We start from the raw sequence: 15,092 nt of genomic DNA on the forward strand, positions 1-15,092 counted from the left end.
AAGGGGGGTCAAAAAATACAAGTTTTCAACTTGGCTTACTTGTATTTATTTTCATTACCAACCTTTAGCTTTCCGCATACCTTTCACTTTGTTATAGTGAACTAGGATAACCGGAATAGGAAGGAAGACCAACCATGCAGACACTTAAACAAGAAAGTCCTTTTTATTTGGCAGGGCTGCTCATTCTCACCTTAGGGATAGGACTAACTATTCAATCGCACCTAGGAACATCTCCATTCGATGCCTTGCTTGTCGGACTCTATCGTACCTTCGGCCTGACAATCGGCTCTTGGGAAGTTGTCGTGGGTTTTGCCATGATTGCAGGAAACGCCTTGGCAAAAAAGAGCCTCCCTGAATTCAGCGCCATGATTACTTCCTTTATTACCGGAGCTGGTATTGATGGCTGGGTATATCTATTGAATGGCCGGATAGAGCCAGAAACCTTGTTCGGACAATCGGTTTGTTTCACAGCAGGATTGTTATTCACGGCTGCTGGAGTGGCGACCTATCTTCAATCAAAAATTGCCCCGAATCCGATGGATCGCTCCATGATGGTGATTACGGAGATTACCGGATGGAGTGTTACCTATTCAAGAGCTTTGATAAGTGTCATCCTCGTTCTTTTAGCATTTCTATGCAGCGGTGCAATCGGTCCAGGCACCTTGATCAATGCGTTGTTCAGCGGTGTTTTAATCAGCTTTTTGCTTCCCTATGTTAAAACATTGAAACAAAAAGCAAGCATGGGCAAACCGAATGCCGCCCATAGTTGAAGCAGAAGCCCTTAGAGAAGGAAGCAGACAAAATTTTTGCTAAATAAACAAGCGCAGACCCTTTGTCATTTGAATGACTATGGACTACGCTTGTTTTGTATTCCAATACTTTTTCATAGCGAAAAAAGAGGACATGAAGATTCTTCTCTCCGTGTAACACTTCTCTTTTTAAAAAGGCTTCTATCGCCGCCTTCTTTACTGCTTGCGAAAAGTCGCGATGAAAAGAAACTGCGATATAGCTAAAACAGTTTTACCAACCCCCTGCATTACATTGGAATTGGTGCGCGCCACTGCCGGAAATACCTTCGCTTTCCGAGGACTGCTGGTGAGCTTCCTTAAATTAATGCTCTCCGGAATTCCACCGAGTGCATGGAGAATACAACTCCACCAAAAACAATGGCTCTTTGCATCATACTTTAAAACGTCCAATCAATCCGTTCAAATTGTCAGCAAGCCGGGAAAGTTCTGTGGACCTGTCTGCGATTTCTTCCATCGAACTGCTTGTTTGCTGGATGGAAGCAGAAGTTTCCTCGATGCCTGCTGCCGATTCTTCTGAAACAGCGGCAATATCTTCAATAGATTGGCTCATTTGTCCACTTGTTTCTACGATGCTGGTCAAGTTGCCGGTTATGACCGTGACACTCTCGACCATTTCATTGATGGAATGATTGATACCGTCAAAGGTTTGGCCGGTTGTTTTGATTTGAGCTGTCCCGTTTTCCACTTCTTCATAACCGCCCTGAAGGGCTTCGGCAACAGAACCTGATTCTGCTTGTATGCTTGTTACAATCCCCGTGATATCTGTTACGGAAGAAGATACCTGTTCGGCAAGTTTTCTGACTTCATCGGCCACTACTGCGAAACCTTTTCCTTGCTCACCCGCCCGCGCTGCCTCGATTGCGGCATTTAGTGCAAGCAAATTGGTTTGCTCGGCTATATCTTTTATGACTCCAACCAATTTTGATATTTCTTTTGACTGTTTGTCCAATCCTTTTACTTTTTCCACGGCATTTTTGACGATGGCATCAATCTGGCTCATTTGTGCAATGGAAGAATGCATCATCTGGCTGCCTTCCTCCGTCAGCTTCAGGACGCTTTCGGATTTATCATGAATTGTATTCCCGTTTTCATGCGCTTCTTTAATTTTATCCGTGAAACCGGCCATCGATGCAGCCAAATCTGTCGTGGTGTTAGCCTGCGATTCCGAGCCCGAAGAGAGCTCTTCCATCGTGACTGCCACTTGGTTACTTCCTTCTTTTACTTCATTTGCCGATTGACTCAATTCCTCGCTTTGACCAGATACAGTCGTTGAAACCGAACTGATTTCCGTCACCAATTCCCGCATGTTGTCGTTCATTTGGTTGACTGCAGTAACCAGCTGACCGACTTCATCCCGGGAATGTACCTTCAGAGGTTCATGGCTTAAATCGCCTTCCGCTACCAGTTTCATCCGTTTCATCACCCTGGAAACAGGATTCGTTATCATACGGGCAGTCATTATGGCTATTAAAATACCAAGTACAGCAACCAGGATGGAAATGGCTACACTGGTGATTTGTGTTGTTTTCCCCGAAGAAACCAGACTGTCTCCAACTGTTTTGATTTCCGATTCCCTATGTTCAGCCATCTCATTGAAACCGTTCATCAACTCCCTGGCCAACGGTTTGACTTGCAAGGAGAGATTAGATATCGCCTGGTCTTCATTGCCGTTCTTATAGACGGCAAATACTTGTTCCCGGACTGTCGTTTCCCATTCGTCCCCTTTTTCCACCAATTGTTTTACTTGCTCATTATCACTTAACGACAATATCGTTTTTTCCATTTGATCTAACTCTTCAGCATATCGATCAAACTGCTCCAGGTATTCCGGATCTCCATAAATGACATAACCTCTTGTCAAAGCGATCATTTCTGCTATATTAAATGCAGCCCGCTCATCGGCGATAAGTAATGGAAGCTGTTCCGTAACAATCGATTCTGTATCTTGGTTTACTTTTCCCTGTGATAAAAAATTATAAAGTCCGAATCCGACTACCAATAAAATAACTATGGAGAAACCCGCCAAAATCTTTGTTCTTAGACGCTTGAATTGAAATAATTTCATTGCAGCACCTTCTTCCTTTGAGTTGGTCCAAAAGCTGTTTTACAGTCACGGCAATGTTTGGTTTTCTTCCGGCGCATCATTCCTTTCCGTTTTTTACCTGCATGACATCTTGTCTGTTTATGTATGAATCAACAAAGCAATTTCCATCTTGCCGATGGTTTCATAGGTCAACTCGACTTGTATTGCCTGTTGGAAATTTTCAAGAACCTTGTCCCCATCCGATGTGACCAAGGGGGAAGTAATATCTGTTTCCAACCCTTTTTCATAAATACCGGTAGACATGCTGCCGGCAATCATATTGCCGAGTTCCCCAGAGAAAGAATGGAGCATCTCTCCTTCAAGGGGCATGCCGAACATTGCTTCACCAATCGATCCAAATAACCCGTCGTTTGCCTTCAACACCAATGTCCCCTGCACATCTCCCGTCACCTCGATTAATACACCGAAAGGAATCGTCAAGGATTCTTGTAGTACTTTCGCTTTGCCGATCTCTGCTTCTAAAGGAATGACGGCTTGAATTGACTTTAGCGTTTCATTGTACAATTCTTTTACAACTCGATTCTTTTCACTTGTTACGATGATAACCACTCCTTTATCTGAATATTCTAACAAATATAGTCATTAAAAGTGGCTATTCTGGTTCTCTGAATAGCCATAGACTAATAGAAAAGATATCGGCAGCCAGGCGATCTTGACCTTGACGGCTTTAGACCCTAAGCTTTGCGTCCCCTTTTTTCAAAGAGTTTGCCCTTTTCGTTAGTTCTTTTTGACTAAGTATAAAGATTTAGTTGGTTTGCATTCATTATAATATATTTTCGACACAATTCAACATATTTTTGTGTAAATAGTAAATAAATTGTATCCTTTCCATCCTAGTGGTAATTGCATTATCCTGAAAAAATTGTAGATTGAGTCTCAGCATATATGTGTTCCACGAGCACGGCTTCACTTTCACAGAAAGCACCAACCGCTTTCCTGCGGGATTTTCAGCTCGTGCTGTTCCATCGGAGTCTCTGTATCTTGCCTTCGCTACATTTTCGCGTTTCTGATTTTATGTTACCGAGACAAGATGGATTAAACGAATTTTTCTATTGGCTGAAAGGTATCTAAACAGTGACGAAGAACCAGCAGAAAGGTGGCCTTTGTTCTTTGATAAAAGAAGAACTCCTGGTTCCATACGTCTTAACTTTCTATCCCGGACGGCAATAGGCAAAACGGTAATCCTGCCAGTAGAGAAAGTCTCTCCTTCCAACGGAGGCAAGGTGCGCAGACTCCAGTCGTGATGAAAATCCACTTGGCAAGCGGGTTTCTTTGCCAAATTAGCTGAAGCCGTGCCCGCGGAATGCGAAGTACTTTGCCGGAGTGGAGTGTGGCACCCTTATCAAAAGAGAAGATTAAAAACCGAACGAATTGGAAAATCGTCCGGTTTTTATACAGGTCACTATGCTTTTGTCACGCTCTTTTTAAATTATTCGATACTGCTTGCAACTTCGTTTACCATTTCCGACACGGAAATCAATCCTCCGCCGGATAGGTACCAGTAATCTGGATTCAGATAAACAATATTGTCTTCTTTATATGCTTTGGTGTCTTGCACCAATTTATTTTCCAAAGTTTTTTTGGCAGATGATTCTCCGCCTACCACTTTATTCCTATCCACGACAAATAAATAATCGGGATCCTTTTCTGCTAAGTACTCGAAAGAAACATTTTGTCCATGAGTCGATGCTTCGATGTTTTCATCAACAGGTGTAAAACCAAACACATCATGAATCACGCCAAAGCGTGAGCCAGGACCATAAGCATTGATACTGCCATCGTTGGTAAGGATCACCAGACTGTTTTTTCCGCTAGCAGAAGCTTTTTCATTCAAGTCGGAAATTTGTCCATCGATTGTAGCCAGTTCTTCTTCCACTTCAGACTCTTTCCCGAAAATTTCTCCCAGCACTGTTGCATTTTCTTTAAAGGAATCCATATATCTGGTCGTGTCTACACCAAGATGGATTGTAGGAGCAAGCTCGTTTAAATCATCATATGCTTCGGAAGTACGACCGGAGATGATGATTAAATCAGGGTCGATTTCGCTTAATTTCTCAAAATCCGGTTCAAATAATGTTCCGGCATTTTCATACTCTTCACTATCATAATCGGATAAGTAAGACGGAAGATTTTCTTTTGGTACGGCAGTTACATCGACGCCGAGTTTATTCAGCGTATCAAGTGTACCAAAATCGAAGACTACCACTTTTTCTGGATTGACAGGTACCTCGGTCTTCCCTAACTCATGCTCGACCGTAACGGTCTTTTGTTCCTTTTCTCCACTTTCGGATGCCGCTGCAGCGTCATCGCCAGAAGAGTCCTGACTGCCGCATGCAGCTGTGAACAAAGCCAGTATAAGAATGGAAATTAGCATTGCTAATCTTTTTGTCATAACCTTTCACCTCTAAATAAATTTTTTTAATTGACAGAATAAAGCTCACTTTTCTTCCTCGGCCTGTCTTCCTTCTTCCCTTAAAAACAATCATTGAACAGTTATTAATTGGGCCCACTGTCAGACTGTCCTTCGGGAAAGCGTCGATCAGGTTTACGGAAAATCGGCATGCCTTCCTGTCATTTGATACACATCATTAAGAAAAGTACAAACAAATCTTGCATTGATCGATATCCTGGATATCAATATCCATATCATAAACTTCTTTTAAGACCGCCTTGTCGATAATCTCGTTTGTCGGCCCCTTGTTCACAATTTTCCCATCTTTTAATGCAACAATATAATCAGAATATACAGAAGCGAAGTTAACATCATGAATGACAAGAATGACTGTTTTGCCAAGGTCATTCACCAGCCTCCGCAAGACTTTCATAATTTGCACGGAATGTTTCATATCGAGATTGTTCAATGGTTCGTCCAGCAAAATATATTCCGTATCCTGGGCGATTACCATGGCGATATATGCCCGTTGCTGCTGTCCTCCGCTTAGTTGGTCGAGAAACTTATCCTGGATTTCCTGTAACTCCATATAAGCGATTGCTTCATCGACAAACCGCTTGTCTTCTATGCTTAATTTTCCCTGTGAATATGGAAAACGACCAAAGCTGACCAGTTCTTTCACGGTAAGCCGGATATTTATATGGTTGGACTGCCGGAGAATCGATATTTTTTTGGCCAGCTCTTTGTTTTTGCTTTCACTCACTTCCTGGCCATCTATCAAAATTTCTCCATGGTCTTTCGCAATTAACCGGCTGACCATGGACAACAGGGTGCTTTTGCCTGCCCCGTTTGGACCAATAAAAGATGTTATTTTCCCCCGGGGGATGTTCATCGACACATTATCCACTACATTTTTCGTTCCATATTGCTTGGAAACTTCTTTTACAACTACCATGCTTTACTCTCCTTTAATAAAAGATAGATAAAGTAAACCCCACCGACAAAATTGACGATTACACTCAAAGTCGTAGAAAAAGTGAACACACGCTCAACAATCAGTTGGCCCCCGACCAAGGCGACAACACTGATCAATATCGACCCGACAATCAAGTAACGATGACGGTACGTTTTCAAAAATTCGTGAGCGACATTGGCCACAAGTAACCCAAGGAAGGTTATCGGGCCGACCAACGCCGTGGATATAGACACTAAGACCGCAATGATGACCAGCATCCGTTTGACCACATAATCGTAATCCACCCCTAAATTGATCGCCTGTTCCTTTCCAAGCGCCATCACATCCAAGTATTTGGAAAAACGCCAAAAGTAAATCACAATCAACAGTACCAGCACAAAAGAAATAGCAAGTAAATCGGTATTGACATTGTTGAAACTTGCGAACATTTTATTCTGGACAATCATGAACTCGTTCGGATCAATCAACACCTGCATGAAAGTCGACAAACTTTCAAAAAATGTACCGAAAATCAATCCGACCAGAAGGAGAAAGTAAATATTTTTGCCACTCTGCTTAAAGAGGAGCTTATAAAGCACTCCGGCAAACAACACCATCATGCCGACCGAAAGAATGAAATTGAAATTTTTGTTCAGTACCATCACACTGTTCGATCCGAATACAAAAATGATAAATGTTTGAATCAATAAGTATAGTGAATCCAATCCGATGATGCTCGGAGTCAGAATCCGGTTGTTGGTGATGGTTTGAAATATAACAGTCGAAAATGCGATAACTCCGCCGGTAAGTGCGATAGCCAAAATTTTCGTCGTCCTTCTCGGCAGTATGTAGTCCCAGTTGCTGCCAGCACTGCCAAACAGAAAAACAATCACCAGGACAGCAGACATAACTGTAAGTATGATCAGTTTCGTTCGATTACTCATACGCTTTTCTCCTCAATACCAGGTATAGAAAAATTCCGCTACCGATGACGCCGACGGTGACTCCAATGGCAATTTCATAAGGGTAAATGATCACCCTGCCGATGATATCACAAGCAAGTACAAATACGGCACCTAGCAAAGCAGTATGAGTAAGGCTTTTTTTCAAGTGGTCCCCCTGATAGATGGTAACGATGTTCGGGATGATCAATCCCAGGAAAGGAATCATGCCGACCGTCAAAACAACAACCGTGGTGACCAGCGCCACAATAACCAAACCAATATTGACTACTTGTTTATGGTTCAAACCAAGATTGGTTGAAAATTCCTCTCCCATGCCGGCTATCGTAAAACGGTTGGCGTACAAATACGCTACCGCCAGCAAAGGAATGCTTATATACAATAATTCGTATCGCCCCTGTAATATCAAAGCGAAATTGCCCTGGAGCCAGGATGACATGTTTTGGATCAAATCTTCTTTATATGCAAAAAAAGTGGTGATGGAACTGACAATATTCCCAAACATCAATCCGACGAGCGGAATGAAGATGGCATCTTTGAACTTCACTTTATCGAGTATTTTCATGAAAATAAAAGTACCCAGCAAAGCAAAGAAAAAGGCGACCAGCATTTTTTGCAAAGGGCCGGCAGACGAGAACATCAGCAGCGAAATCAGGATACCGAATCTGGCCGAATCGATTGTCCCGGCCGTAGTGGGGGAAACAAATTTATTTCTGCTCAGTTGCTGCATGATCAGACCGCATATGCTCATTCCCATTCCGGCGATCAGAATACTGATCAGCCTTGGTACCCTGCTCAACCACAATATCTCCAGCTGATCCTCTGTAAGGTTGAATATATCGGAAGGCGACAGGCTTGTCACTCCGGTAAACAACGAGATGAGCGATAGTACAATCAGTGCTAGTGTCAAATAACGTAACTTCATAACAAAATCCTTCACTTTCCGTCTGCTCTTATGTAATTCCAGGACTAATTAATAATGAGATTCATTATCAATTAGCTACCCTTATATTATCATGTAATTTTCATCTGTCAACGCACCAGCGAAAATTATCAAAATTTTTGTGGAAAAGGAAGGCTTCTTCGTTCCTCGGAATAAGTGAATCTACCCATCCAACTAAGGTAAACCGTTTCTTAACAACCAATCGACACAACAGCTGGCAACTTGAACCGTCGTTTAAGCTTCTTCAAGGCAAAAAATCCGGTCTGCAATGTATGCAGCCGGATAACTTTTACATCTTTTAGATTCCGAGCAAAACGGACAGCCGTTCTTTGTCAAATCCCATGACAACTTCCTGCTCATCAGCTTCTTTGATCACTGTCACCGGAGTTGCACTGGCCCCCAAGGCCATCACTTCGTTCATGTATTGAGAATCACTGCGAATATCGCGGTCTTCAAACGAGACTCCGTTGTCTTTCAGCCACTCCTTTTCAGCATGGCAAGGACTGCAGGTCTCCTGGCTGTAAAGAATCACTTGTTTCGCCATTTTCTTATTCCTCCTTTTCTTTGATTATTACTATAACCAAAACCGAAGATGTTTTAAAGAAAGGAAGCTTTTCCTCCACTCAGCAGGCAACTTTTCAAAAGTAAAAATATGGCCATTGTTTTCAGAACTGATTATTCAAGCCGGCTTTTTATTCCTGTCAATGAGATTCATGTGTCCCTGTCGCTATCAGGATGATGGATTATCGCCGCAAAGTCTGGTAAAATTTCAGTCAAGAAGGCTTGAAAGGGGGATATAAGTGAAAATAATATCAATAGAGCCCACTCCCAGCCCGCATTCGATGAAAATCAATGTAGACGAGGAATTACCCGCAGGACAAAACCATAACTATAAACAAGGAGACGACTTACGTTCTGCTCCTGATTATATTCAAGCGCTATTTGACATAGAAGGCGTTAAGGGCATTTATCGGGTCGCTGATTTCCTTGCGTTGGAACGCCATCCAAAGCATGCATGGGAAACAATACTGCCGGCGGCGAGACAAATTTTCGGGGAAGAGCTGACAGGATCAGCCGGTAAGATAGAAGCCATCCAAACGCCTGATGACGCTTTTGGCGAAGTGAAAGTATATATCCAAAAGTTCCGTGGGTTGCCAATGCAGGTGAAATTGGAGGACGGTGATCGAGAACAGCGATTCGGCCTGCCCCAACGATTCCTGGATGCCGCAATGGAAGCGTCCACCGCATCAGCAAACATGGTGATGGAACGGAAATGGATAGAGCAAAGTCCCCGTTATGGTACATTGGAGGAAATCGGAGAAACTGTCGTGGATGAAATAACGGCCAGTTATGATGAGGAGCGGTTAAAAAAACTGGTAAACCTAGCCTTTGAGGATGGAACAGAGCAGAAATCAACAGAATCTGCAAAAGAACGTCCAAACCCGGCAGTGCTGGACGATCCTGACTGGAAAAAACGTTATGCGGCATTGGACAGACTGGGCGAGCCGGATGAAGAAGACCTTCCTTTTTTGGATAAAGCATTACAGGATGATAAAGCCTCTATCCGTCGTTTGGCCACTGCATACTTAGGTATGATAGAAGATCCTGCCGTGCTGCCTTTTTTATACAAAGCCCTCCACGATAAAGTGGTTACTGTCCGCCGCACGGCAGGCGATTGTATCTCAGATCTCGGATTCAAACAGGCAATGCCACAAATGACTGAATCGCTGAAAGACAAGAATCGGCTCGTACGTTGGCGTGCCGCCATGTTTTTATACGAGGTAGGAGATGAACGTGCGATTCCTGCTTTGGAGGCAGCCAGCGATGATCCGGAATTCGAAGTGAGGATGCAAGTGAACCTTGCCCTTGAACGAATCAAAGGCGGGGAAGAAGCAAAAGGTTCAGTATGGAGTCAGATGACCGAAGCAACCAAAAGTGAAAGTTAAGGAGGAAGCAAAATGAATGCATATGAACAATATATGAAAGAAATATCTCAGCCGATGAGATCAGAGCTGACAGAAGCTGGTTTCGAGGAATTGACATCTTCTGAAGCAGTCGATGAATTTATCCATTCAACTCAAGGCACTTCACTAGTCGTAGTCAATTCGGTCTGTGGATGTGCGGCCGGGCTTGCAAGACCGGCGGTAAGAGAATCCTTGAACAATGATAAAAAGCCAGATAACCTCGTGACTGTGTTCGCAGGACAAGACCGGGAAGCAACGGCAAGGATGCGCGAATATTTTGTGGGGATCGAACCCTCCTCCCCTTCAATGGCCGTTATGAAAGATGGAAAAGTCCTTCACTTTATTCCACGTGAAGAGATTGAAGATCATGAAGTGGAAGATATCGCAGCAAACCTTTCTCAGGCATACAACAAACACTGTTAACAAAAGCAAGCGGCAGACCCTGTATAAGTAAACAGGAGCTGCCGCTTTTTTAATCCCGGCCTGGCACTCTATACTTTTTCTACTAAAAACGCAGGTTTGTCCCTGAAATATTTTTCTCCATTTTCGGAAGAATGCTCAAAGAAACCGTTAAATTGGTGGACAACTTTATACTCTCTTTCTGGATCAGAAAAAAGCTGGGAGTCGTTTGATGAGATAATCACTACATCGCTTGAAGAAACAAAGCTGTCCAACTCGGAGGCCGAGTAATTTTCGCCCACTCTAAGATCGTTTAACTTATGTCTCGTCATCCTCTCACCCACCTTTCCTTACTATTCGATAACCACAAAGGAAAGGAGATAAACCCAGAACCAGACAGCTGCTTATTGCTTGTTTTTCAATTGTTCTTCTGCCATTTCGATCATTTCTTTAACCATATTGCCACCGATCTTGCCACCGATTTTCCCGGCATCTTTTGCCTTGATGTTTCCGTTGTATCCTTGTTTCAAATCAATGCCTTGTTCTTCGGCTGTTTCGTACTTTGCCTTATCCGGATCCTGCGTGTTGGAGACTTTTGCCTTAAGCCTGTCCAATCCTTCTCTAGCTTCCGGAACAAGAATTTTATTCCTTCTTGCCACCATTTTCACCCCTCCTTCTGTCATTTGTCATCTTCTCCCCATGATGGTTGATTAAATTGCCATTGTCATCTACTGCATCAATGGCTCCATCAATTGTGCCCTCTGTATAATCGTCGGAAACTTGTTCATGTGTTACAGCCATTCCTTTCGATAACTGTTCATCTTTCTGATAGTCAGCAGGATCATACATTTTTTCCGCTACCTTTTCAGCATCATTTTTCATGGATTTCCGTTTATTTGTCATCCTAATTCCTCCTACTATTCTTTTTTACAAGTGGGTGATTATTTCGTCCAGCTCTGTCAACAATTGCTCTGCTTCTTGCGGGGTCAAAAGAACGGGAATTTGATCATTCACCGTAATCGTACAGCTCTCCTGCCTGTCATTTTGTCTGGACAAATAATGATACAGCTGCTCCAATTGCCGATTGGAAAGGATGGACTGTGTTTGCAGATTTTTCACCCGCCGCAAATAAAACAGTTCATCATCATCAGAAAATTCACCGCTGAATAAAACGCCGTCAAAGTTGTTCACTGGATTACTCCTTTTCTTTCGTTTTCTTCTGTTAGTATGCGGCATATTCAACAGAATCATGCTAACTGGTTCAAGAAAACGACTGCCTGAAACAAGACACTCCTGTGCTTTGGTCAAAATCATCAATGCATGGAAGTACAAAAACCGAACGATGATTCGATGCATACACTTCGAAATCGTTCGGTTTCTTTTTAGTTCGATATAAATTAAGCTTCTTTAAATGGACAACCCATCATTCAAAAGAAAAGGGTCAGAGAGCTTTATTATAGTCAAGTAAATTTGAAGGTCCTCCGCTGTACTGCAAAGGTAAAATCCAAGACCTGTCTTATCCTAATGACGTTCCTACATGACCACACGTTTGATCCATTTCCGGAAAAACACCACTGCAATTCCTGCCAGTCCTGCAATTATCCACAGAGAAGTAAAACCGGACTGTTTATCGGGTTGATCAGCTGCTGCTTTCTTGCTTTTTTCAGCTTCTTGTTTATCTTTATCCCCTTTCAGTTCAAAAGAAATGTCCAATGATTGGTTCTCCTGTTCAATAGCCAAGTTTCCTTGATCATCCACCGAGAGTTCTGCATCCTGTCCCTTCATTTTGGTGTATACAATCGCATGGTCGGTACTGTACGCAGAACCGTTGTCACTAACAAACTCTGTCCCTTTTGGTACGGTGACCGTTTCGAATGAACCAAAACCATAATCAAGCAGAGCTTCAGCATCCTGGTAAGCCCAATCTTGTGTCGCTGCTTTCAACGTTACCGCAATCAACCGTTGGTCACCTCGCTCGGCTGTCGTGATCAAGGTATGTCCCGACTGATCGACATATCCGGTTTTACCGCCAGTGATCCCTTCATAAGGATTCTCCCGCATCATTTTGTGGTGATGATAAAGTGTGGTCGACCAGGCTTCTCCCTCCCACTTCAATTCTTTAGTTCCAAATATTTCTTTGAAAGTAGGATTTTTCATGGCGTATTGAGTTATTTTTGCCAGGTCTGAGGCCGTTGTAGTGTGATTTTCATTGAACAAACCATGGGCATTGGTGAAATGGGTATCGCGAACACCGATGACCGCCTTTAAATAGCTGTTTAAATCATCCGCGAATTGTGCAGAGCTTCCTCCCAGATGTTCGGCAATCGCGACGCCGGCATCATTGCCGGAATTGATGAGCATTCCCTGGATCAATTTTTTCAACGATACTTGCTCGCCTTCTTCCAGATATACTCTCGTTCCTTCAACTGACCGCGCATTGGCACTAACAGTCACCACTTCATCTAAATCGGCCGTTTCAATTGCATAAATGGCGGTTGCCACTTTGGTCAAACTAGCGGGATACATTGATTTCTCTGCGTTTTTTTCATATAAAACCTGTCCAGAATCCGCATCGATCAATATAGCGGATTCACTCAACAATTTTTCATTTAAATCAGCTGCATCGACGTTTGATGGCAGTATATGTTGGGTAAAGATAATCAATAATAAAAAAGAAGAAAGAAGTTTTTTCACAATAGCACCCCGCTAGTTAAACATTAAGTCATTCATAAGTGGGTCTTTTATCAACACCACTGCTCGGCGGATTGGAAGCATTCCTCCTGATGTCCGGCGACAACATTTGACAGTATGCTTCTAATCATTGGCTGTTAGTCACATGGCCTGCAATAAAAAGAGAACTCTCCATAACGGAAAGTCCTCTATGTTAACTTTTTCATACACCCGTTCAGTTCATTACCCGGACAACATGGCCTTTAAAGTGATTTTTCCAGTAACCGCTGGTCATGTTTGCTACAGCAACCCCTGTAGAGCTTTGGGAACCGATGAAGTTGCCGCCGCCGATATAAATACCGACATGTCCGTCTTTTTTGTAAGTATCAAAGAAGACTAAGTCACCAGGTTTCATATTGCCGGTAGATACTTTGCTTCCAGCGCCTGTCAAAGCTCCGGTGCTTGCCGGAACACTTACACCCGCCTGGGAGAACGCCCAGCTTACAAACCCGGAACAGTCGAATCGACCGTTTGCAACGTCAGAAGCCGTTCTTCCTCCACCAAATACATATACCGAATTGCCAATATACTTATATCCTGCTGAAATAACCGTACTTACATTTCCGCTTGCTCCCGTTGCCTTAGGGGCAGAGGATGCTGCCGAAGACTTGCCGGAAGACGAAGCATTATCGCGTGACTGCTCGATACTCATTGCCTGAATCTGCGTTTCCTGTTTTTCGATATCTTCTTTAATTTGCTGTTCCTCTGAAGCCAGCTGCTGATCCTTTTCCTGTAAGGATGCTTTTTCATCACGAGTGGCTTGTTCTTTTTCTTTCAATTCTTCCTTCAATTGATCATTTTGTTCTTTTTGCTCAAGTATCTGAGCCTGCATGCCTTCCAATTCTGTTTTCATGTCATTCAAATCAGCCAGCTTGTCGTCCATGTCCTGGCGCTTCGTTTCCAATTTTTCCTTATCCGCTTCATGCTGCTCCAGAAGATCGGCATCTGAATCCATCACTTTCGATACAAGGGTTACACGATCAATAAAATCACCAAAGTTTTTCGAACCTAGAATTACTTCCATGTAACTGACCGTACCACCATTTTTTTGTAACGTTTTTGCCCGTTCTTTCAAAATGTCGAATCGTTTTTCCATTGTTTCTTGAAGCTCGGCAATTTCCGCTTCGAGTTTTTCGATATCCTCTTTGGTCTGCTTGATTTCCGTTTTTGTATCAGTGATTTTCTGCTCGTTGTCTTTGATCGCCTGCTCTACCCGCTTGATTTGCTCGTTTAATTGCTCCAATTCAGCCAGTACTTCTTCAATCTCTGCTTGTTTCGCATCGATATCCGCCTGCACTTCCGACCGTTCGCTTTGCACTTGTTGCTGTTCGTCTTCCAGGCTCGTTTCTGCAGAAACAGCCGGTGCCGCGATCGCGCTTCCAAAACAAATCATTACGGCAGTGTTAATCCCGATCCACTTTCTCGTAAGCATGCTATTCCCCCTAAGTACCTTGTTTACAATTTAATCGCTATTTATGTATGAACTCTCTCGTAGTTATTGTTATCTATTTTTCTCGTAAATCTATCGATTGCAATTAGTAGTATATCACTACAAAATGACAGAAATATTATCTCAATATTACAATTGTGTATCAATTACAGGTAAAAAGTAACAAAAATCGCCTCGAAAGCTGTTTGATTGTGTAACTCTGACGAATTGGTTATGCTGTATTCCACGATTATTCACTTCTATCACGGGGTAAATAATAGAGATTTTACATTCTTGCTGTCATTGACTCGAAGCTCGATTAAAATCCAGTTAATAGATTTCATGGATTTTGTTCGTCAAGACCCATAAATGTAACCTTTTATCGAATGGCAGAAGTGTTAATCG

The 15,092-nt window shown here is 42.9% G+C and carries 16 protein-coding genes and 1 riboswitch; of the genes, 3 read left to right on the forward strand and 13 right to left on the reverse strand.

The window, feature by feature from the left end:
• Positions 1-134: 134 nt before the first annotated feature.
• A complete protein-coding gene (locus F6X55_RS18985) occupies positions 135-770 on the forward strand; it encodes a YczE/YyaS/YitT family protein (RefSeq protein WP_153465322.1) in 636 nt (211 codons plus the stop codon).
• Between the two features lie 409 nt (positions 771-1,179).
• On the opposite strand, the gene F6X55_RS18990 is transcribed toward F6X55_RS18985, so the two are convergent.
• The 7 genes from F6X55_RS18990 to F6X55_RS19020 all read right to left on the reverse strand — a co-directional run bounded on the left by F6X55_RS18990 (position 1,180) and on the right by F6X55_RS19020 (position 8,709).
• Entirely contained in the window at positions 1,180-2,874 is a 1,695-nt protein-coding gene (locus F6X55_RS18990) for a methyl-accepting chemotaxis protein (RefSeq protein WP_026772351.1), read from the reverse strand.
• A gap of 117 nt (positions 2,875-2,991) precedes the next feature.
• On the reverse strand, positions 2,992-3,462 hold the full coding sequence (locus F6X55_RS18995) for a chemotaxis protein CheX (RefSeq protein ID WP_026569526.1): 471 nt from the start codon (positions 3,460-3,462) through the stop codon (positions 2,992-2,994).
• Between the two features lie 85 nt (positions 3,463-3,547).
• A riboswitch (cyclic di-GMP riboswitch) is annotated at positions 3,548-3,633 on the reverse strand.
• Positions 3,634-4,342: 709 nt separating this feature from the next.
• Entirely contained in the window at positions 4,343-5,305 is a 963-nt protein-coding gene (locus tag F6X55_RS19000) for a siderophore ABC transporter substrate-binding protein (protein ID WP_026569525.1), read from the reverse strand.
• 196 nt (positions 5,306-5,501) lie between these two features.
• Complete coding sequence (locus F6X55_RS19005) at positions 5,502-6,260, reverse strand: iron ABC transporter ATP-binding protein (protein ID WP_153465324.1); 759 nt, start codon at positions 6,258-6,260, stop codon at positions 5,502-5,504.
• On the reverse strand, positions 6,254-7,168 hold the full coding sequence (locus tag F6X55_RS19010) for an iron chelate uptake ABC transporter family permease subunit (RefSeq protein WP_371069414.1): 915 nt from the start codon (positions 7,166-7,168) through the stop codon (positions 6,254-6,256). Before F6X55_RS19010 ends, F6X55_RS19005 begins: the two co-directional genes overlap by 7 nt.
• Before the next feature lie 28 nt (positions 7,169-7,196).
• Entirely contained in the window at positions 7,197-8,147 is a 951-nt protein-coding gene (locus F6X55_RS19015) for an ABC transporter permease (RefSeq protein WP_153465326.1), read from the reverse strand.
• A gap of 316 nt (positions 8,148-8,463) precedes the next feature.
• A complete protein-coding gene (locus F6X55_RS19020; RefSeq protein WP_026569521.1) occupies positions 8,464-8,709 on the reverse strand; it encodes a glutaredoxin family protein in 246 nt (81 codons plus the stop codon).
• Positions 8,710-8,965: 256 nt separating this feature from the next.
• Here F6X55_RS19020 and F6X55_RS19025 point away from each other — a divergent pair, with 256 nt between their 5' ends.
• Both F6X55_RS19025 and F6X55_RS19030 read left to right on the forward strand, forming a co-directional pair.
• Positions 8,966-10,111, forward strand: coding sequence for a conserved virulence factor C family protein (locus F6X55_RS19025; protein ID WP_026772346.1), 1,146 nt, complete (start codon positions 8,966-8,968; stop codon positions 10,109-10,111).
• Between the two features lie 12 nt (positions 10,112-10,123).
• Positions 10,124-10,552: a BrxA/BrxB family bacilliredoxin gene (locus F6X55_RS19030; protein WP_026569519.1), complete on the forward strand. Its 429-nt coding sequence runs from the start codon at positions 10,124-10,126 to the stop codon at positions 10,550-10,552.
• Between the two features lie 68 nt (positions 10,553-10,620).
• Here F6X55_RS19030 and F6X55_RS19035 read toward each other — a convergent pair whose 3' ends face one another.
• From F6X55_RS19035 to F6X55_RS19060, 6 genes are all read right to left on the reverse strand, one after another.
• Complete coding sequence (locus tag F6X55_RS19035; protein WP_026569518.1) at positions 10,621-10,860, reverse strand: hypothetical protein; 240 nt, start codon at positions 10,858-10,860, stop codon at positions 10,621-10,623.
• Between the two features lie 72 nt (positions 10,861-10,932).
• Positions 10,933-11,187, reverse strand: coding sequence for an alpha/beta-type small acid-soluble spore protein (locus tag F6X55_RS19040; RefSeq protein WP_026569517.1), 255 nt, complete (start codon positions 11,185-11,187; stop codon positions 10,933-10,935).
• Positions 11,171-11,431 carry a YozQ family protein gene (locus F6X55_RS20445; RefSeq protein ID WP_081704652.1) on the reverse strand — a complete coding sequence of 87 codons (261 nt, stop codon included), beginning with the start codon at positions 11,429-11,431 and terminating at the stop codon, positions 11,171-11,173. The genes F6X55_RS19040 and F6X55_RS20445 overlap by 17 nt, the downstream gene beginning before the upstream one ends.
• 24 nt (positions 11,432-11,455) lie before the next feature.
• The gene (locus F6X55_RS19050; protein WP_026772345.1) at positions 11,456-11,719 is read right to left on the reverse strand and encodes a hypothetical protein; all 264 of its coding nucleotides are present in this window, start codon (positions 11,717-11,719) and stop codon (positions 11,456-11,458) included.
• A gap of 342 nt (positions 11,720-12,061) precedes the next feature.
• Positions 12,062-13,222, reverse strand: coding sequence for a serine hydrolase (locus tag F6X55_RS19055; protein ID WP_037329399.1), 1,161 nt, complete (start codon positions 13,220-13,222; stop codon positions 12,062-12,064).
• Positions 13,223-13,433: 211 nt separating this feature from the next.
• On the reverse strand, positions 13,434-14,690 hold the full coding sequence (locus F6X55_RS19060) for a coiled-coil domain-containing protein (protein ID WP_153465328.1): 1,257 nt from the start codon (positions 14,688-14,690) through the stop codon (positions 13,434-13,436).
• Between the last annotated feature and the right edge of the window lie 402 nt (positions 14,691-15,092).

It is taken from the genome of Sediminibacillus terrae (genome assembly GCF_009602435.1).
Lineage (GTDB): Bacteria > Bacillota > Bacilli > Bacillales > Amphibacillaceae > Sediminibacillus > Sediminibacillus terrae.